The sequence below is a fragment of the Promicromonospora sp. NPDC060204 genome, from assembly GCF_042728455.1.
Taxonomy (GTDB): domain Bacteria; phylum Actinomycetota; class Actinomycetes; order Actinomycetales; family Cellulomonadaceae; genus Promicromonospora.
The window spans coordinates 26,820-44,698 of the sequence record NZ_JBHWZO010000014.1; the positions used below are offsets into that span (position 1 = coordinate 26,820).

The 17,879-nt window shown below is 72.6% G+C and carries 15 protein-coding genes; 4 read left to right on the top strand and 11 right to left on the bottom strand.

From position 1 onward, the window contains the following. Nucleotides 1-5: 5 nt before the first annotated feature. From ACFWEJ_RS03585 to ACFWEJ_RS03620, 8 genes are all read right to left on the bottom strand, one after another. Nucleotides 6-1,208 (bottom strand): ubiquitin-like domain-containing protein, encoded by a 1,203-nt coding sequence (locus tag ACFWEJ_RS03585; protein ID WP_377227833.1) that lies wholly within the window; start codon nt 1,206-1,208, stop codon nt 6-8. Between the two features lie 525 nt (nt 1,209-1,733). After that, nucleotides 1,734-3,071 carry a transglycosylase family protein gene (locus ACFWEJ_RS03590; protein ID WP_377227834.1) on the bottom strand — a complete coding sequence of 446 codons (1,338 nt, stop codon included), beginning with the start codon at nt 3,069-3,071 and terminating at the stop codon, nt 1,734-1,736. A 218-nt stretch (nt 3,072-3,289) separates the two neighbouring features. Continuing rightward, nucleotides 3,290-4,459, bottom strand: a complete 1,170-nt coding sequence (locus ACFWEJ_RS03595) for a ubiquitin-like domain-containing protein (protein WP_377227835.1) — start codon at nt 4,457-4,459, stop codon at nt 3,290-3,292. A 93-nt stretch (nt 4,460-4,552) separates the two neighbouring features. After that, complete coding sequence (locus ACFWEJ_RS03600; protein ID WP_377227836.1) at nt 4,553-5,551, bottom strand: TatD family hydrolase; 999 nt, start codon at nt 5,549-5,551, stop codon at nt 4,553-4,555. A gap of 8 nt (nt 5,552-5,559) precedes the next feature. Continuing rightward, entirely contained in the window at nt 5,560-7,185 is a 1,626-nt protein-coding gene (gene metG, locus ACFWEJ_RS03605; RefSeq protein ID WP_377227837.1) for a methionine--tRNA ligase, read from the bottom strand. Nucleotides 7,186-7,289: 104 nt separating this feature from the next. After that, nucleotides 7,290-7,946, bottom strand: coding sequence for a nucleotidyl transferase AbiEii/AbiGii toxin family protein (locus ACFWEJ_RS03610; protein WP_377227838.1), 657 nt, complete (start codon nt 7,944-7,946; stop codon nt 7,290-7,292). Then, nucleotides 7,946-8,308 (bottom strand): hypothetical protein, encoded by a 363-nt coding sequence (locus ACFWEJ_RS03615; protein ID WP_377227839.1) that lies wholly within the window; start codon nt 8,306-8,308, stop codon nt 7,946-7,948. The genes ACFWEJ_RS03610 and ACFWEJ_RS03615 overlap by 1 nt, the downstream gene beginning before the upstream one ends. Before the next feature lie 135 nt (nt 8,309-8,443). Next, a complete protein-coding gene (locus ACFWEJ_RS03620; RefSeq protein ID WP_377227840.1) occupies nt 8,444-9,661 on the bottom strand; it encodes a PQQ-dependent sugar dehydrogenase in 1,218 nt (405 codons plus the stop codon). A 138-nt stretch (nt 9,662-9,799) separates the two neighbouring features. Here ACFWEJ_RS03620 and ACFWEJ_RS03625 point away from each other — a divergent pair, with 138 nt between their 5' ends. Beyond that, nucleotides 9,800-10,396, top strand: a complete 597-nt coding sequence (locus ACFWEJ_RS03625; protein ID WP_377227841.1) for an isochorismatase family protein — start codon at nt 9,800-9,802, stop codon at nt 10,394-10,396. Nucleotides 10,397-10,418: 22 nt separating this feature from the next. Here the strand turns inward: ACFWEJ_RS03625 and ACFWEJ_RS03630 are convergent, their stop codons facing one another. Next, on the bottom strand, nt 10,419-12,149 hold the full coding sequence (locus ACFWEJ_RS03630; RefSeq protein WP_377227842.1) for a dolichyl-phosphate-mannose--protein mannosyltransferase: 1,731 nt from the start codon (nt 12,147-12,149) through the stop codon (nt 10,419-10,421). 75 nt (nt 12,150-12,224) lie between these two features. On the opposite strand from ACFWEJ_RS03630, the gene rsmI reads away from it, so the two are divergent. Beyond that, nucleotides 12,225-13,106, top strand: coding sequence for a 16S rRNA (cytidine(1402)-2'-O)-methyltransferase (gene rsmI / locus ACFWEJ_RS03635; protein ID WP_377227843.1), 882 nt, complete (start codon nt 12,225-12,227; stop codon nt 13,104-13,106). Nucleotides 13,107-13,178: 72 nt separating this feature from the next. Here rsmI and ACFWEJ_RS03640 read toward each other — a convergent pair whose 3' ends face one another. Then, nucleotides 13,179-14,828, bottom strand: a complete 1,650-nt coding sequence (locus ACFWEJ_RS03640; protein WP_377227844.1) for a family 20 glycosylhydrolase — start codon at nt 14,826-14,828, stop codon at nt 13,179-13,181. A 48-nt stretch (nt 14,829-14,876) separates the two neighbouring features. Continuing rightward, nucleotides 14,877-16,448 carry a hypothetical protein gene (locus ACFWEJ_RS03645; protein WP_377227845.1) on the bottom strand — a complete coding sequence of 524 codons (1,572 nt, stop codon included), beginning with the start codon at nt 16,446-16,448 and terminating at the stop codon, nt 14,877-14,879. Between the two features lie 181 nt (nt 16,449-16,629). Here ACFWEJ_RS03645 and ACFWEJ_RS03650 point away from each other — a divergent pair, with 181 nt between their 5' ends. Further along, complete coding sequence (locus ACFWEJ_RS03650; RefSeq protein ID WP_377227846.1) at nt 16,630-17,214, top strand: TetR/AcrR family transcriptional regulator; 585 nt, start codon at nt 16,630-16,632, stop codon at nt 17,212-17,214. 175 nt (nt 17,215-17,389) lie between these two features. Continuing rightward, on the top strand, nt 17,390-17,818 hold the full coding sequence (locus ACFWEJ_RS03655) for an organic hydroperoxide resistance protein (protein WP_377227847.1): 429 nt from the start codon (nt 17,390-17,392) through the stop codon (nt 17,816-17,818). Nucleotides 17,819-17,879: the final 61 nt, after the last annotated feature.

The following is a 17,879-nucleotide window of genomic DNA, read 5'->3' on the forward strand; positions in this document are numbered from 1 at the left end:
CTGGATCAGTACCAACCCACCGACTCCGAGTGGCCCCACGCACCGCACGGCGTGCCGTAGCGGTCCGCGATGTAGCCGAGGCCCCACTTGATCTGGGTGGCCGGGTTGGTGGCCCAGTCCGAGCCCGCCGAGGCCATCTTGGAGCCCGGCAGCGCCTGCGGGATGCCGAAGGCGCCCGACGACGGGTTGGCCGCCTGGTAGTTCCAGCCGGACTCGCGCTCCCAGAGGGACTCGAGGCAGGTCCACTCCGAGCCGGTCCAGCCGCGGGCGGCGGCCAGCTGCTGGCCGATCTCCTTGACGGAGCCGGACGGCGCGGGGGTGCTGCTCCCGGTGCTGGTCTCCTCGACGGTGGCCTTCTTCTCCACCGGGCGCTCCTTGGTGCCCTCGACGATCACGCCGGTGACCGGCTTCGTGGTCACCTTGTTCGAGAGCTCCTTGCGGGCCACGACCTCGCCGTCGACCGTACGGAGCTGGACGATGCGCGTGCGCACGCCGTCCTTGCCCGCGGTGCGGACGTGGTCGCCCTCGTCCTCGTAGCGGTTCTTGTCCTGGACCGTCTTCACCTCGTGGTCCACGTCGAACTTCTGCGTGACCTTCTTGGTCTCGACGCGCTGCACCTGGACGGCGACGTCGGCGCCGGCCTTCGTGGCGGCCTTGGCGGACTTCGCGTCGATCGCCTTGTCCTCGGCCAGCGTGGCCACCGGGACGATGTTCACGAGGTCGTCCTTGTCGAGCTCGACCTTCAGGCCGTTGAGCACGCTGTCGACGCCGTCGGCGTGGTCCTCGACCACGCGGGTCTTGCCGTCCGCCACGACGGCGACGGGGCCGTCGTCGTTCAGGCGGAGCGGGAGCGAGGCGCGGTCGCCGGAGCGGGACGCCACCAGGGCGACGTCGCCGCCGCGCTCGGCGAGGGTCGTCAGGGCCTCGCCGGCGTCGGTCACGGTGACCCAGACGTCCTTCTCGTCGCCGCCGTCGGACATGGTGACCTGGCGGGCGTAGCGGACGACCACCTGGTCGCCGTCGGAGAGCTTCGCGTCGGTGCCGGGGGCGACGACGTCGCGCTCGCCCAGACGGACGCCCTGCGACTCGAGCATGCCCTGCACGGAACCGGAGTAGGTGGTGATGGTCTTGGTGGTGCCGTCGACGTCGAGCGTGACGGTCTTGCGCGCCTCCGCGAAGGCGACGGAGCCGGAGGCGGCGATCGCCACGGCTGCGAGGCCGGCGACCAGGGGCCAGCGACGGCGACGCTTCGAGAGGGTCTTCCGAGGGTTCGGGGCCTCGGACTCTGAGTTGATGCTGGGGATGGAGCCAGAACTCTGCTGCTCAGAACGGGGGTTCACTCGTGTCCAGTCGTCGGACGTCCCGGGCACGGGCGGCGAGCCAGGGGCCGCCCGCTCGCGCGAGCGTCCCCACCACGATTCGGCCTGGGGGCCTAACGACTCTTGCGAGCCGTCGCGGTCTCGACCGGCCGATCCGGCGGTCTCGCACTGATCACGAGGTTCCGTTCTCAGTGCTGTCCTGCCGCCGTTCGGGCGCTGTGGCTTACACCACTTCGCGCCCTCCCGCCAGCGAGGACAACCGAACGTAACTGATCCGTTATCGTCCGGCCAAGTTTCTCGGTGCTATCGGGCTGTGTTGTCGGTCACTCGTCTAGGACAACCGTCCAACTCACTCCCCGCGTCAGACGCACAGGTCACTCGGGTGACCTGTACGTCTGACACGTCGGAGGGAGGTCAGAGCAGGCCGAGCTTCGCGGCACAGCCGGGCCACTGTCCCCAGCCGGACTGCGCCTGGAGCTTCTGGGCCCGCATGGTCTGCTCGGCGGCCGAGGCCTCCGACGGGAGCCCGGAACCACCCATCGCCACCCAGGTCTGCTGCGAGAACTGGTAGAGGCCGTAGTAGCCGTTGCCCGTGTTGGTGGCGGGGTTGCCGCCCGACTCGCACTGCGCGAGCTGGGCCCAGACACCGCCGGTCGCGACCACGGGGGCCTTCGGCTCGGGCGCGGCCTTCTGGGCCGGCTCCTTCGCGACGGGCTGCGGCTCCGGTTCCGGTGCCGGTTCGGGCTTCGGCGCCGGCCGGTCCTTGGTGCCGTACACGGTCACCTGGTCGACCGGCTTGCGCACGACCTCCGAGGAGCGCTTGTCCCGCTTGACGACCTCGCCGTCCACGGTCGTGACGTCCCACTTCGTGACGCGCTTGCCCACGACGCCCTCGGTCGCCACGTACGGGTCGAGGTCCTCGTACCGGTCCGGGTCCGCGGTGCGCACCTTGTCGAAGGACAGCCGGGTCACGGTCTTCTGGACCGAGCTCCGGACCTGCTCGACGACGACGGACAGCGTCGCGACGCTCGGGTCGGCCGACGCGTCGTCCGACCTCTCGACGTGGACCCGGTCGTCCGCGTCGACCGTGACGTCGTGCTCGGCGAGCAGGTCGTCGAGCTGCGCGGCGCCGTCGGCCACCCGCTGGGTCTTGCCGCCGACGACCAGGTTCACCGGGCTGTCGGCGTCGAGCCGCAACGGGAGGGTCACGCGGCCGCCGGAGCGGGACGGGACCAGCGCGACGTCGCCGGCCCGCTCGGAGAGCGTGGCGAGCGCCTCGTCGGCGTCGAGCGCGGTGACCCACGTCGTGCGCCGCTCGCCGTCGGCCTGGAGGGTGACCTCGTGGCCGTAGCGGACCACGACGGTGCCGCCGTCCCGGAGGGTGCCTCCGGGCGTCACCGCGTCGCGGTCGGTGACGTCGACGCCCTCGTCGGCCAGGAGGCCGGCGACGTCGCCCTGGAAGGTCTCGACGGTCGTGACCTTGCCGTCCACGTCCAGCGTGACGGTCTTGTGGGCCGATCCGTAGGCGGTGATGCCACCGGCGCCGGCGACCGCGATGGCCGCGGCCCCCGCGAGGAGGGCGGCTCTGCGGTGGCGCTTACGGGGCGGGGCCGGGTCGGGGGAGCCCGGCGGGGTGAGGGGGTGAACCGTTGACGGCGGTTCGAAGATCTCGGTGATGCCGGCGGTGGCGCCGGTCTCAGGGGTGGGGGGCAGTTCGTTGGGGATGCCCTGAGCTGGGTGGGGAGATGACACGCGGGTCCAGTCCTCGCGCGGTCCGGGCACGGGGGCCGAGACGGTGCGAGTCGCACGCACCTCCCGCGCGGGGGCGCGGGCCCGACCGGCCGATCCGGCGGTCCCAGAGACCGTAACCCTGCCGTTATCAAATGCAAGCCTATCCGCGAAATACACATTCGAAACGTCGGGATAGATCCTTAAATATCCCAAATCTTCCAGGGTGAAAAACGGCCTGCTCAGTACCAGCCGATCTCCACCGAGTGCGCCCACGCACCGCACGGCGTGCCGTAACGACCCGAGATGTACCCCAGCCCCCACTCGATCTGGGTGGCCGGGTTGGTGAGCCAGTCGCTGCCGACCGTGGCCATCTTGGAGCCCGGGTTCGCCTGGGCGATGCCGTACGCCTGGCTGCTGGGGTTGTCGGCGTTCCAGCGCCAGCCGCTCTCCTTCTGCCAGAGCTGGTCCAGGCAGGAGAACTCGTCGGCGCCCCAGCCGCGCTCGGCGGCCATCGCCTGGCCCAGGGCCCGCGCGGAGCCCGGGTCCACGGGCGCGGTGGCCACGTCCATGGTCCCCACCACGAGCACCTCGTTCACGGGCTCGCGGGTGACCTTGCGGTCCACCACGGTGCGCTCGACGACGGCGCCGCCCACCGTCTTGACCTCGTACGTCACCGTCGCCTCACCGGCGACGCCGGCGGTGCGGATCGACTCGTAGCCCTCGGGGAGGCTCGGGTCCTCGACGGTCTCGGTCTCGAACGGCACCACCTCGGTCACCGTGCGCGACGACGACGCGTCGCGGCTGACCATGATGATCATCCCGTCCACGGCGGCGGCGTCGAGCGGCACGGACGTGACGTCGCCGTCGGCCAGCGCGATCCCGGCCTCGTCGAACACGGAGCGCACCGTGGACCGGGTGGTGCTGAACTCCAGCACCGAGCCGTCCACGGCGATGTTGACCTTCTTGACCGTGGAGAACCGGACCGGGTCGCGGTCGAGCCGCGTGGTCCGGGAGGCCGTGGCGAGGGCGCCGTCACCGCGCGGCCCGAGAGCCGCGAGCAGCTCGCCGACAGTGCCCGCGGTGGTGCGCAGCGTGATCATCTGGCCGTCGAGCTCGACGGTGACGTTCCGGCTGGTGCGGACCACCACGGTGTTGCCGGAGCCGACGCCGGACGTCGCGGACGGCTGCACCACGTCGTCGGGCTCCAGCTCGATGTGCTGCGACGCCAGCGCCTCGGCGACCGTGTCGCCGTAGACGCCGAGCGTGCGGACGTCGCCGTTGTAGTCGATCGTCAGGGTCGTCGCGTTGGCCGTGTACATGCCGGCGACGCCGGCGAGCACGCCGACGACGGCACCACGAACCAACCAGCGGGCCGGTCTGCTCGCGAGCCACGGCCGTGCGTACCTCACCACGAGCACCAGACCGTAACGGAACAAACCTCGCAGCAAAAGGCGTGGGGATATGAAATCAAATGCCGCTTTCTTCCGCCCAATGCGCCATTCTTACCAGGTGCCGTAGACGCGCTCCGAGTTGGCACCGATGTCGGCGCACAGCACCCCGAGGTCTTCTCCCAGGTGGGCCGCCATGCCGCGCACGGTGTGGGCCGCCGCGAAGGGGGCGTTCGGCTGCCCCCGGTACGGGTGCGGCGTGAGGTACGGGGCGTCGGTCTCCAGGAGGATCAGCTCACGCGGCGCCACGGCCAGGGCAGCGCGCAGGTGGTCGTTGGCCTTGAACGTGACGGGTCCGGCGAACGACAGGTACCAGCCGTGCTCGGCGCAGACGCGGGCCATCTCGGCGTCGCCGCTGTAGCAGTGGAAGACGGTGCGCTCGGGCGCGCCGTCGGCCAGCAGGACCTCGATGACCTGGGCGTGCGCGTCGCGGTCGTGGATCTGCAGGGCGAGGCCCAGCTCCTTGGCCAGCGCGATGTGCGCGCGGAAGGCGTCCCGCTGGGCCTGTTCGCCGCGCGGGCCCGTGCGGAACAGGTCCATGCCCGTCTCACCGATCGCACGGATGCGGTCGTTGCCCTTGGCCAGGTCGGCGATCTCGGCGACGGCGTCGTCCAGCCCCACCGCGTGCCGCTCCTCGGGCTCGGGCGTGAGCCCGTCGGGCCCCACCTCGAGCACCCCGGCGTGCAGGGTCGCCTCGTTCGGATGGATCGCCACGGCCCCCACCACCCGCGCCCCCCGTTGAGTGCTGGGTATCTGTTGCGATTCCGGGGTCTCGGCCAGCAGATAGCCAGCACTCAACGAGGTGAGGAGGGCGTCCGTCCAGCGGGCCGACGGGAGGTCGCAGCCGACCTGGACCACCCGGTCGACGCCCGCGGCCGCGGCTCGCGCCAGGTGGTCCGCGACGGACGGCGGCCACGTGCCCCGCTCCCCGTCCGGCGCGACGTCGGGCAGCACCGCCGCGATGTGGTCGAGGTGGGTGTGGTTGTCGACGACCGGGACGGGCAGCGGCTCGGGGTCGGCCGGGAACCCGCGCTCGCGTGTGCGCTTCGCCATCGCCGGGCTCAGGCCGCCGTGTCGTCGAGGCGCGGGAACAGGGCCGCGCCCTTGGTCACGGTGGTGCCCGCGGGGAGCGCCCCGAACGTCGCCGCGCCGCCGAGCGGCTGGGCGTCGAGCGCCCCGAGCGAGGCCTCCGCGCCGAGCAGCTCCCAGAGCCCGGCCGCCGCCTTCGGCGTGATCGGGTTGAGCAGCACGGCGAGCGAGCGCAGCGCCTCCGTCGCGGTGACGAGCGACGTCGCGAGGCGGCCGCCGTCCACCCCCGCGCCGGCCTCGTCGGTCTCGTCCGGCTCCTTGGCGAGCTTCCAGGGCTGCGTGTCCGCGAGGTACCCGTTCGTGGCGTCCACGAGCGTCCAGACGGCGGAGACCGCGTCGTGGATGGCGAGCCGGTCGATCGCCGCCTCGGCGTCGGCCACCGCCTGGGCCGCGACCCGGGCGAGGGCCGCCTCGGCGTCGGTGGGTTCCCCAGGGGTGGGCAGCGACCCGCCGAAGTACTTGCCGATCATCGCGGCGGTCCGGGACGCGAGGTTGCCGAACCCGTTGGCGAGCTCGCCGTTGTAGCGGGCGGTCATGTCCTCCCACGAGAACGAGCCGTCGCCGCCGAACGCGATGGTCCGCATGAAGTAGTAGCGGAACGCGTCCGAGCCGAAGGTGTCGATGATGTCCGACGGCGCGATGCCGGTGAGCTTGGACTTGCTCATCTTCTCGCCGCCCACCAGGAGCCAGCCGTGCGCGAACACCGTCTTCGGCAGGGGAAGGCCCGCGGCCATGAGCATCGCCGGCCAGATCACCGCGTGGAACCGCAGGATGTCCTTGCCCACGAGGTGCACGTCGGCCGGCCAGGTCCGGGCGAACTGCTCCTTGCGCTCCGGGTCGTCGCTGTCGAGGCCCACGGCCGTGGCGTAGTTGAGGAGCGCGTCGAACCAGACGTAGAGCACGTGGGAGGAGTCCCACGGGATCGGCACGCCCCAGTCGAACGTCGAGCGCGAGATCGAGAGGTCCTGCAGCCCCTGCTTGACGAAGCTCACGACCTCGTTGCGGGCCGACGCCGGCTGCACGAACTCGGGGTGCTCCTCGTAGAGGGCGAGCAGCCGGTCGGCGTACTCACTCATCCTGAAGAAGTAGTTCTGCTCGGAGAGCATCTCGACGGGCGTGCCGTGGATGGCGCACACCTTCTGCCCCTCGTAGTCCCCCGTGCCGTCGAGGAGCTCGCCCGGCAGCTTGTACTCCTCGCAGCTCACGCAGTACGGCCCCTCGTACGAGCCCTCGTAGATCCCGCCCTTGTCGTACAGGTCCTGGAGGAAGGCCCGGACGGCCTTCTCGTGCCGCTCCTCGGTGGTCCGGATGAAGTCGTCGTTGCGCACGTCGAGGGTCTGCAGCACGGGCTTCCACGCCGTCTCGACCAGCCGGTCCGCCCAGTCCTGGGGGCTGACGCCGTGGGCCTCGGCGGTGCGCAGCACCTTCTCGCCGTGCTCGTCGGTGCCGGTGAGGAACCAGACGTTCTCCTGGCGCTGGCGGTGCCAGCGCGTCACGACATCGGCGGCGACCGTCGTGTACGCGTGCCCGATGTGCGGGGCATCGTTCACGTAGTAGATCGGCGTCGTGAGGTAGAAGGTCTTCTCGGCTTCCGGCATGGGTCCATCGTAGGTGTGCGGTCCAGCCCGATTGCTGCGCCCGATCGCCGCGCCCGGGGCGCTGCGGCGGCGCCGTGGCGACCCGCGACGGCTTCGCTGTGGCCTCAGCGGACGACGGCGGGGTCGATCTCGTCGGCCCAGTCGAGGAAGTGCTCGACGACGGCGATCCGCTGCACCGAGCCGACGTCGTACAGTGCGAAGTCGGAGGCCGGGAACCGCCCGACCTGCCGGAAGCGCTCAGCGAGCATGCGCCGGTCCAGCGGCACGGCCTCGATCCGGTCCCCCATCGCGAGCACGTCGCCCCGGCTGAACCGGCCGGAGCCGATCACCGTGTCGATGTCGATGTAGTCACGCGCCTCGCCACGCGACCAGAGCGCCCCCATCTTGTTCGCCACCGCGTCGCGCGGGTCGAGCACGGGACCGATCTCGAGCAGCCGCGGCGGAAACTCCCGGTAGTCCCACCCGAGCTGGATGTCGCTCCACGTCGCGGTCGCCTCGTCGGTGACACGAAGGTCCGCGAACGTGGGGCCGATCCGGTTGTCGACCACCACGAACCCCTCGGCACGGAACGCCCGGCGCACGGCGTCGACCGCCTCGGCGAACTGCTCGGGATCACCCCGGTCGGTGAAGAGATCCACGTCGACCGACGGGCGATCTCCCATGCCGTTCGCGGAGATCGCGTAGCCGCCGGCCAGCACGAACCCGTACCTGTCCGCCGCCCCGAGCCCGATCCGGGCGAGGCGGTCGTGGAACGGGCGCATCAGGCGGTTCTCGCCATGCTCCGCGCGGCGAGCTCCGGGAAGGTGCCTTCCCAGATCGCCCGGCACCGCCGGGGCAGGTTCAACTCCGGCCAGAGCTCGATCAGGAACCGGCGGTCGAGGATCTTGGTGTGATCCCGCGCGGTGCCGTCCCGCACGGTCGCGCTGTAGAGGCTCCAGCGCTGCGCCGGGTCGTCGATGTCGTACACCGGGTCGGGTGCGGTGGAGATCGGCGCCCAGACCCGGATGAGGCCGTGGGCCGGCCCCCGCAGCTCGTCCAGGGACTCCGGGGTGACGTACGGGATGTGGTCGGCGTAGACGTAGCCGCGCGGCACCGTCCGGTACGCGCCAGGTTCTGCGGACATCCTGTTCACCCCTTTCGATCAGCAGTGGTTCGAGCCTACGACGAGGCCCCTTCCGGGCAGCCAGGATATCCACAGCCCTAGACATCTGCCAGTGGACAGCGCCGGTGGACCGCGCCAGTGGACAAGGGCCCGCGGTCACCCCGCCGGAGTCAGCGTGACCCGCAGCAGCCGGTCGTCGACGAGCCGGCCGTCCTCCGTCGCCGGCTCGCCCCGGCCGTCCGTGTTGCCGGTCAGCACGAACAGCTCGCCGTCGTCCCCGGCCTGGACCGCGCGCAGCCGCCCGTACTCCCCCGCCAGCAGCTCCTGCGGCTCCCCGAAGCCCGGGCTCGTGCCGTCGGCGACGTCCTGCGCGGTGCCGAGCAGCGGCACGCGCCAGAGCCGCTCCCCGCGGAGCGCCGCCAGGTACACGGCCTCGTCGGTGACGGCGATGCCCGACGGCGACGCCTCCGACGTCGGCCACCAGGCGACCGGGTCGACGAACCCGGCCCGCTCCCCCGGGCCCTCGACGTCGGGCCAGCCGTAGTTGCCGCCCGCCTCGATCACGTTCAGCTCGTCCAGCTCGTCCTGCCCGAACTCGCTCGCGAACATCCGGCCGCTCGCGTCCCAGCCCAGGCCCTGCACGTTGCGGTGCCCCAGGGACCACACCGGCGAGCCGGGGTCCGGGTTGCCGGGCGCGGGTTCGCCGTCGGTCGTGACGCGCAGGATCTTGCCGCCCAGCGACTCCGGGTCCTGCGCGTTCGCGGGGTTGCCGGCGTCGCCCGTCGCGACGTACAGGTACCCGTCCGGGCCCAGCGCGATCCGGCCGCCGTTGTGGTTGGACGCGCTCGGGATGCCGTCGAGGATCGTGGTGACGTCGCCCAGCGTCATGCCGTCCAGGTCGAGCTCGGCGCGCAGCACCGCGTTGTCCTCCGCGCCGGTGCGGTACAGGAAGACCGTGAAGGTCGGCCCGGTGTCCTCCGGGCCGACGGCGACGCCGAGCAGGCCGCCCTCACCGGCCGGCATCGTCTGGTCGGCCAGCTCCTGGGCGCCGCCGGACGCGTCGAGCGGTTCGACGTCGCCGCTGGGGTGCACCACGGCGAGCGCCGCGTCGTCGCGCATCGTGACGAGGAACCGCCCGCCGGGCAGCGGGGCGATGCCCCACGGGACCGGGAGCTCCTGCGCCATCACCTCGGCCTCGGCGTCCGACGGCGCCGTCGTGCCCGACGACGCGGACGGGCTCGGCGAGGCGGACGGGCTCGGTGACACGACGCCGGGCTCGGCCGACCCGCTGCACCCACTCACCCCCGCGACCAGCACGAACGCGGGCAGAATCCAGGTCAGCAGGTGCCGGCGCACCCCGGCGTCAGTATCCACTCCCCCATCCAAGCACCGCACGAGGCAGCGTGGTCGGTGGTACGTCAGGTGATCGGCATTCCGGGCCGCCGATCATGTGACGAACGACCGATCGCCGCGGGCTACCTCGGCAGCCGGCGGAGTGGAAGAGTGAGATGCATGAGCCTTGCCGAGTCCTCGCCCGAGCTGCGGGCCCTCATCGTCGTCGACGTGCAGCCCACGTTCTGCGAGGGGGGTGAGCTCGCCACGGAGGGCGCGAACGAGATCGCGCACCGCGTCGCCGCCTACGCCGCCGCCCACCGGGACCGGTACACGACCGTGGTGACCACCCAGGACTGGCACATCGACCCGGGCGAGCACTTCAGCGACACCCCGGACTTCGTCGACTCCTGGCCGCCGCACGGCGTCGCCGGCTCGCCGAACGCCGAGCTCCATCCCGCGCTGGCCGACCTCGCGCCGGACGCCAAGCTGCTCAAGGGCCAGTACTCGCACGGGTACTCCGGCTTCGACGGCGCGGACGAGCACGGCCGCAGCCTCGCCACCGTGCTGTCGGAGGCCGGGGTCACCGCCGTCGACGTCGTCGGCCTCGTGCAGTCGCACTGCGTGAAGCACACCGCGCTCGACGCCCGCCGTGCCGGGCTGCACGCCCGGGTGCTGACCGACCTGACCATCCCGGTCTCGCCGGAGCAGGGCGTGGCCGCCGAGAAGGAGCTGGCGGCCGCGGGCGTGGACCTCCGCGACTCCTCGGCCCTCTAGCCCCGGCCCTCAGGCGCCCGGGCTAGATCCAGCTCGGGAGCAGCATGAGCCGCTGCCAGTACTCGTACGGCACCGCCATCGCCGTCCAGATCGGGTAGTAGAGCACGCTCACGCCCACGATCAGCACCACGAGCACCGCGGCCAGCCAGCACACGATCCGCCGGTCCGCGCTCCGGCGCGGCGTCCGTTCCAGCCCGACGGCCAGCACGTACACGAGCGTCAGGATCACGAACGGCGTGAACACGATCGAGTAGAACGTGAAGATGGTGCGGTCCGCGAGCGGCCACGAGTACAGGAACCACGGCAGCCAGCCGGCCGCGATGCCCACGAGGGCCGCGGTGCCTCGCCAGTCCCGGAACTTGATCACGAGCACCAGGACCACGGGGATCGCGAGCGCGCCCAGCCACCACAGCAGCGGGTTGCCGAGCGACGTGACGGCGGTGGCGCAGTCGCCCACGGAGTCCGCGGGGCACGGGCCCTGGCCCGGGGCGAACTTCTCCCAGAAGAACGACGTCGGCCGCCACTGCACGATCCAGCCCAGCGGGTGCGACGCGTAGTTGTGCTCCGAGTCCAGGTTGGTGTGGAAGTCCCACATCATGTGGTGGTACTCCCACAGCGACCGGCCGGCCTCCCAGGCGCCCTGCGCCCAGCCCCAGTCCGGCCACCAGCCCGGCGGCGTCACGCCGTTCACCACCGCCCAGTCGCGCAGGTACGACTTCGGGTGCGCGAACCAGGCCGACCACGACGCGATGTACACCGCGACCACGGTGGGCAGCATGACCAGGGCGGCCGGAAGGGCGTCGACCACCAGGGCGTCCTCCCACCACCGCCCGATGCCGGCCGTGCGGCGGGCCGTGAGGTCCCAGACCACGGTGAGGATGCCGAACGCCGCGACGAAGTACAGGCCCGACCACTTCACGCCGCAGGCCAGACCCAGCGACACGGCCGCCGCGAGCCGCCACCACCGGAACCCCAGCCGTGGCCCGTACCGGCCGATCGCCCCGCCCGCCTCGACGATCTGCGCCACCCGGTCGGCGAGCCTGCGTCTGGCCCACTCGCGGTCCATCACCAGGCAGCCGAAGCCGACGAGCACCCAGAACATGAGGAACTGGTCCAGCAGGCCGGTGCGCGAGTGCACGATCGCCTCGCCGTCGACCGCGAGCAGCAGGCCCGCGACCAGGCCCAGCAGGGTGGACGAGAACATGCGGCGGGCGATCCGCACCATGAGGAACACGGCCACCACGCCGATGACGGCGCTGGCGATGCGCCAGGCCATCGGGTCGGTCGCGCCGCCCATGAGGCGCATCCCGATGGCGATCATCCACTTGCCGACGGGCGGGTGGACCACGTACTCGGCCTCGTCGGTCTTGTACGAGCTGACGTCGCCGGCCTCGAACGCCGGGTTGGGCTTGTCGGGCCACGCGGCCTCGAAGCCGAGGCTGGCCAGCGACCATGCCTCCTTGACGTAGTACGTCTCGTCGAAGACCAGCTTGCCCGGACGGCCCAGCGCGTACAGCCGCGCGCCGGCGGCGATCGCCGTCACGATCAGCGCGCCGAAGATGCCCCAGAACCGGTCCGAGGCACGGCGGCCGAGCGCGAGGCGGCGCTCGCCCAGCAGGTCGCGCAGGAGGCGGTCGCGCACCGGCGGCTCGGCCGGGGCGACGGCGGGGAACGATCCCGTCGGCGTCATCCCGCCGCCGACCGCCTCGCGGCGCACGTGCGCCCCGTAGGTTCCAGGCAGAGCCTGCTGCACTGCGGCGTGATGCGCTCCGGTGGCTTCAGGCTGCTGAGACACCGGGCCAGCATAGAGCGTGGGACAGTGTGCTTCATGACCGACTCGTCCCCGGTTCCCGGGCCTGCGCCCGAGGCCGGCACTCTCGTCCTGGCCGCCACCCCGATCGGCAACGCGGAGGACGCCTCGCCGCGCCTGGTCCGCCTGCTGGCCGACGCCGACGTGGTGGCCGCCGAGGACACGCGCCGCCTGCACGCCCTCGCCGGACGGCTCGGCGTCGAGGTGCGCGGCAAGGTGACCAGCTACCACGAGCACAACGAGACGGCCCGCGCGGACGAGCTCCTCGACGTCGTCGCCGACGGCGGCACCGTGGTGGTCGTGACCGACGCCGGCATGCCGTCCGTCTCCGACCCGGGGTACCGCGTCGTGGAGCGGGCGATCGAGCGCGACCTGCGCGTCACGGCCGCGCCCGGGCCGAGCGCGGTGCTGACCGCGCTGGCGCTCTCCGGCCTGCCGACCGACCGGTTCACGTTCGAGGGCTTCCTGCCGCGCAAGGCCGGCGACCGCGCCCGGACGCTCGCCGCGCTGACCGCCGAGCCGCGCACCATGGTGTTCTTCGAGGCGCCGCACCGGATCGCCGAGACGCTCGACGCCATGGCCGCGGCGTTCGGCGACACCCGCCCGGCCGCCGTCGCGCGCGAGCTGACCAAGACGTACGAGGAGGTGCTGCGCGGCCCGCTCGCGGACCTCGCGGAGCGCGCCGCGGCCGAGCAGCTCCGCGGCGAGATCTGCGTGGTGGTCGGCGGGGCCCCGGCGGTGCAGGCGAGCGTGGACGACGTCGTGGGCGAGGTGCTGGAGCGGGTCGCCGCGGGCGAGCGGCTCAAGACGGCGGTCGCCGAGGTAGCGGACGCCACGGGCGTGGCCAAGCGCGACCTGTACGCGGCGGCCCTGGCAGCCCGCCCCTCCCCACCCCGTTGAGTGCTGGCTATTTGTTGGAATCCCGGCTCGGACCCAACAGATAGCCAGCACTCAACGAGGTGGGATCGGGGGTTACCAGTCGATCTGGGGGGTCGGGTGGTAGCTGGCGCCGTCGCGGCGCCAGGCTCCCGCCTCGACCGCGATCCGGGCTCGGAACGACTCCCAGTCCTTGACGCCGGGCTGCGACCACGCGGCCTCGGCCACCGCCGCTAGGCGGGGCAGCAGCATCGAGAACAGGTGGTCGCGGTTGAGCAGGGTCTCGGTCCAGACGGCGGCCGAGACGCCCTCGATCGCCGACTCGGGCAGCCCCTCGACGAGGGTCGCCGGGTCCCAGTCGTAGGAGTCGTGCAGCTCGACGAACGCGGCCCACTGCTGGCCGAGCGGGTGCTCCGGCGTGTACTTCATGTCGAGGTAGGCCCGGTCGGCCGGGGACATCACGAACTTCGCGCCGGCCTGCGCGGCGCGCAGGAACGGTGCCGGGTCGGGCCGGGTGTCCCAGTACTGGAGCACGGTGCCGGGTTCGACCAGGGCGGGTGCCTCGCCGCCGGGCGCCTCGCCGTCGTGAGCCGCCGGGCCGCCGTCGGCGGAACCCGCCTCGGAACCGGCGTCCGAACCGGCCAGCGCCGCCACCGCCGCCTGGTCGCCGTGCGCGGAGCCGGCCGCCTCCTGCCACGCGACGGGGATCTTGCCCGCGCCCGCGATGATCTGCTGGCAGAGCACCACGAACCGGCCGAACTCCTCGGGCTGCATCACCAGCACCTCGTCGCCGCCGAAGTGCACCCATGGCCCCAGCGTCATGCGCGCGACGTCGGTGAACACGTCCCGCAGGAACGGCTCGGTGGTCGGCAGGTCGAAGTGCAGCTTCGAGAAGCCCACCTCGATCCCGTCGTAGGCCTCGGTGGCCTCGCCCGACGGCGTGAGCTCGCCGTAGGCGTGGGTCGCCGCGTTGACGTGCCCCGGCACGTCGATCTCCGGGACGATCACGATCTCCCGCTCGGCCGCGTACTCCTGCAGCTCGCGGTACTCGTCGGCGGTGAGGAACCCGCCGGTCGCGCCCGACACCGCACCCTGCGACGACTTCTCCGTCAGCGCGGGCCGGGACGGGATCTCCAGGCGCCAGCCCTGGTCGTCGGACAGGTGCAGGTGCAGCCGGTTCATCTTGTACGAGCCCACGAGGTCCACGACCGCCCGCAGGTCCGCGGGCCCGAACCAGTGCCGCACCACGTCGAACGACAGCCCGCGCCAGCCGTACCGCGGCTCGTCGCGCACGACGACGGCGCGCACCTCGAGCGGTCCGTCGGTCGCAGAGCCGTCGCCGTCGGCGCCGAACCGGCCGGCGTTGACGAGCTGGCGCAGGGTCCGGACGCCGTGCAGCAGGCCGGAGCGCTCGGGGGCCGCGACGGAGACACCCTCGGCGGTCACGGCGAGCGTGTAGCGCTCGGGGTTCTGTGAGCCCGCGGGGCCGGCGGCGGGGTCGACGGTCAGCGTGACGGCCGCGGCGCCGTCCGCCCCGGGACCGCCGTCCGCCCCGACGGCGCCGTCCGCCACGACCGCGGCGCCCGCGCTCGTGAGCAGCTCACCCGCGAGGCGTTCGGTCGCGGCGTCGGGCGCGTGCACGGTGACCGACCTGAGGTCCAGGACCCCCTCGCCGGCGACGAGCTCGACAGGTACGGGGATGATGGCGTCGGCGACGACGGCCGCGCCGCTGCTCACGGTGGTCACGATTGTTAGGGCCCCTTCGCTCCGATGGATGCCCGCAGTTTGGCAGGTTCAGCCGGCGGAGACCAGGCCCAGGAGCGGTTCGGTGGGCAGGATGCTGGTCGCGTCGGCGGGCACCTCGCTCGGCGCGGACCAGCCGAGCACCGCGTGGGCGGGCAGGTCGTTCGCGACGTCGGCCCAGACACCGCCCGCCGTCGCCTGGCCCGCGGCCGGGCCTGCCGCGGTGAAGACCACCGCGACCTGCGACGGGATCCGCAGGTCCGACCGGCCCACGACGGACGCCGCCGTGGACTGGTGCACCTCCAGCATGATCTGCGGCAGCCCCTGCGCGGTGGCGATCCGGGCGAGCCGGTCCACGACCTCCTGGAGCTCCGCCACGGGGACCGATCCCGACTCCGCGCCGTTGCCCGCGACCCGGAACTCGGGGTGCACGGACAGGCCGACGCCCGACTGCTTCAGCAGCGGTTCGAGCTCCTCGAGCTGCGCGGCGAGCGGCTGGACGCCGGGCGCCACGTCGAGCAGCACGATCTGCCCGGCGTCGCGGATCGCCTCGACGGCGGGCGTGAGCAGCTCCAGCGGCTGCTCGTCCACGTAGTCGCCGTCCTCGCCCGGCACGCTCGACCGCACGCTCGCCGTGACGGTCACCAGGGGCGAGCCGCCCAGCAGCTCGCCGTTCGTGGTGGCCGCGTTCACGGCGCGGACGGCGTCCGCCGCCGGGTCGGCGATGCCCGCGGGCACCGTGTACGACGTCGAGATGTAGCGGCCCGGGAAGAGCTGCAGCGAGCCGTCCGGCAGCGTCGCGCCCGACGTCGCCACCGCGACCTGCCAGCCCAGGTCCTCCGCGGCGCCGAACTCGGCGCCGATCCCGACCACGCCGAGCGGCTTGAGGGCACGGATCGTCTCGACGGTGCCCGCGTCGGCCGCGATGTCGCCGCCGGGCACCTCGACCGGCACGGCGCCGGCCGCCAGGGCCGTGCCGATGGCGGCCTCCTGCCCCGGCTTCGGGTCGACGGCGACGAGGACCTCCTGCAGCAGCTCCGGGTCGCTGACGTCGGGGATGTCCGCGCGCAGCCCGGCCAGATCGGCCGCGTGAAGGCGGTCGGCGGTCGGCAGCTCGACCTTGGCGTCGTCCTTCGTGCCCGCGTCGTCCTTGCCCGCGGAGGCGGCGGCCTCGGCGGCCGCGCTCAGCGCGCCCGGGTCGAAGCGGACCACCTCGGCGTCGCCCGCGGCGGGCCCCACGTCCGCGACGGCCTGCTCGTCGCCGACGACGACGACCGTGCCCGCCCCGAGCCGCTCGAGCTCGGCCACGACGTTGGTGTCCGAGACGCCGCCGTCGGTCAGCAGCACCGGCGCGGTGACGGCGGCGCCGGTGGCCGCGGCGGTCGCCCGCGCGTCGACGTCGTCCGCCGAGGCGATGACCGCGATCGGGGAGGCGTGGAAGAAGGCCTGGCTCGCCGTGAGGGCCAGCTCGGCGGGGTCGGTCGAGTCGAGCACCAGGGCCGGCCCGGAGGGGTCCCTGACCTGGAACTTCTCCCCCGTCTTGCCGTCATCGCCCTCGGCCGTCGGCACGGTACAACCGGCCAGGACGAGGGCGCCGACCGCGAGCAGAGCCGCGACGGACACAGGTCGGTGGTGCGGGACGAATCGGGCGTTCCGGATAACCACGGATGTCATTCTCCCCCACCGGACGGCGAAGTGGAAACCCCGGGGTGTGGGCCGACCGAGGTAGACGAACCCGTCAGTACACCTCCGGGTAGACTCTTCTTCTCAGATCGTCGGAACGAGTACGGAGGCAGGTGCGCCCATGAGCACGACGTCGGCCCCATCCACCCGGGACCGCATCCTCGACGCGGCCACCGAGCTGTTCTACGCCCACGGGATCCGGGCGGTCAGCGCGGACAAGATCATCGAGCGCGCGGGGATCACCAAGGTCACCTTCTACCGGCACTTCCGGACCAAGGACACCCTGGTGGTGGCCTACCTGGAGCGACAGGCGGCGAGGGAGCGCGGCGCGCTCGACGGGCTGCGCGCGTCCGCCGGCGACGCCGAGGCGCTCCGCCGGTTCGCCGCGACCGTCGGCACCGAGGCGTGCAAGCCCGGCTTCCGGGGCTGCTCGTTCATCAACGCCGCGGCGGAGTACGCCGAGCCCGGCAGCGAGGTCCGCAAGGTGGTCGCCGGGCACCGCACCTGGTACCGGCAGACCTTCGCCGCGATGGCCGCAGAGCTGGGCGTGACCGACGCCGAGCAGGCGGCCGAGGAGCTGATGATGCTGCGCGACGGCGCCATGCTGTCGGGGTACCTCGATGACCCCGCCCACGTCGGCGGCGCCCTGGAGCGTGCGTTCTTCGCCGTCATCGACGCAGGTCAGGCCGCCGGTTCCCGGGTGTAGCCGCACCCGCCCCACATCCGCTCAGGTCGCACCAGAGCCCGTCGCCACCTCACCGTGGCGGCGGGCTCTCGTCGTCGCTCGTTCGAACCGGCCGGATCGGGTGCTAGTGTAGACGTACTAGTTCGTCTACATGGTCCGGGCGTTCGGTTCCCGGCCTCGAGAAGGAGCGCATCCCATGGCTGACAGCATCTACACCGCCGTCGCGACGTCCACCGGCGACGGCCGCGCGGGAGGCCGCGCGGTGAGCGACGACGGTGTGCTGGACCTCAAGCTGGCGATCCCTGCCGACATGGGCGGTCCGGGCGGCGCCACCAACCCCGAGCAGCTGTTCGCCGCGGGCTGGGCCTCGTGCTTCCACAGCGCGCTCAAGGCCGTCGCCGCGGCGCAGAAGATCACGGTCAGCGACTCCGCCGTGGTCGCCGAGGTGAGCATCCACCCTGCCGACGGCGGCGCGTTCAACCTGAGCGCCGCGCTGCACGTCGAGCTCTCCGGTGTGGACCAGGCCACCGCCGACGGCCTGGTCCAGGCCGCGCACGCGGTCTGCCCGTACTCGAACGCGACGCGGGGCAACATCGAGGTCACGGTCGACGCGACCGTCGACTGAGCCGGAGGTGCAGCGGAGGGTGGGGGCCGAGGAACGAGGCACCCGCCCGGCGCGGAACCGC

What these genes read in the sequence shown, in the direction of transcription:
- ACFWEJ_RS03600 (WP_377227836.1), bottom strand. Translation starts at nt 5,551, where the DNA reads ATGGCGAAGCGCACACGCGAGCGCGGGTTCCCGGCCGACCCCGAGCCG.
- metG (WP_377227837.1), bottom strand. Translation starts at nt 7,185, where the DNA reads ATGCCGGAAGCCGAGAAGACCTTCTACCTCACGACGCCGATCTACTAC.
- ACFWEJ_RS03610 (WP_377227838.1), bottom strand. Translation starts at nt 7,946, where the DNA reads ATGCGCCCGTTCCACGACCGCCTCGCCCGGATCGGGCTCGGGGCGGCG.
- ACFWEJ_RS03615 (WP_377227839.1), bottom strand. Translation starts at nt 8,308, where the DNA reads ATGTCCGCAGAACCTGGCGCGTACCGGACGGTGCCGCGCGGCTACGTC.
- ACFWEJ_RS03625 (WP_377227841.1), top strand. Translation starts at nt 9,800, where the DNA reads ATGAGCCTTGCCGAGTCCTCGCCCGAGCTGCGGGCCCTCATCGTCGTC.
- rsmI (WP_377227843.1), top strand. Translation starts at nt 12,225, where the DNA reads ATGACCGACTCGTCCCCGGTTCCCGGGCCTGCGCCCGAGGCCGGCACT.
- ACFWEJ_RS03650 (WP_377227846.1), top strand. Translation starts at nt 16,630, where the DNA reads ATGAGCACGACGTCGGCCCCATCCACCCGGGACCGCATCCTCGACGCG.
- ACFWEJ_RS03655 (WP_377227847.1), top strand. Translation starts at nt 17,390, where the DNA reads ATGGCTGACAGCATCTACACCGCCGTCGCGACGTCCACCGGCGACGGC.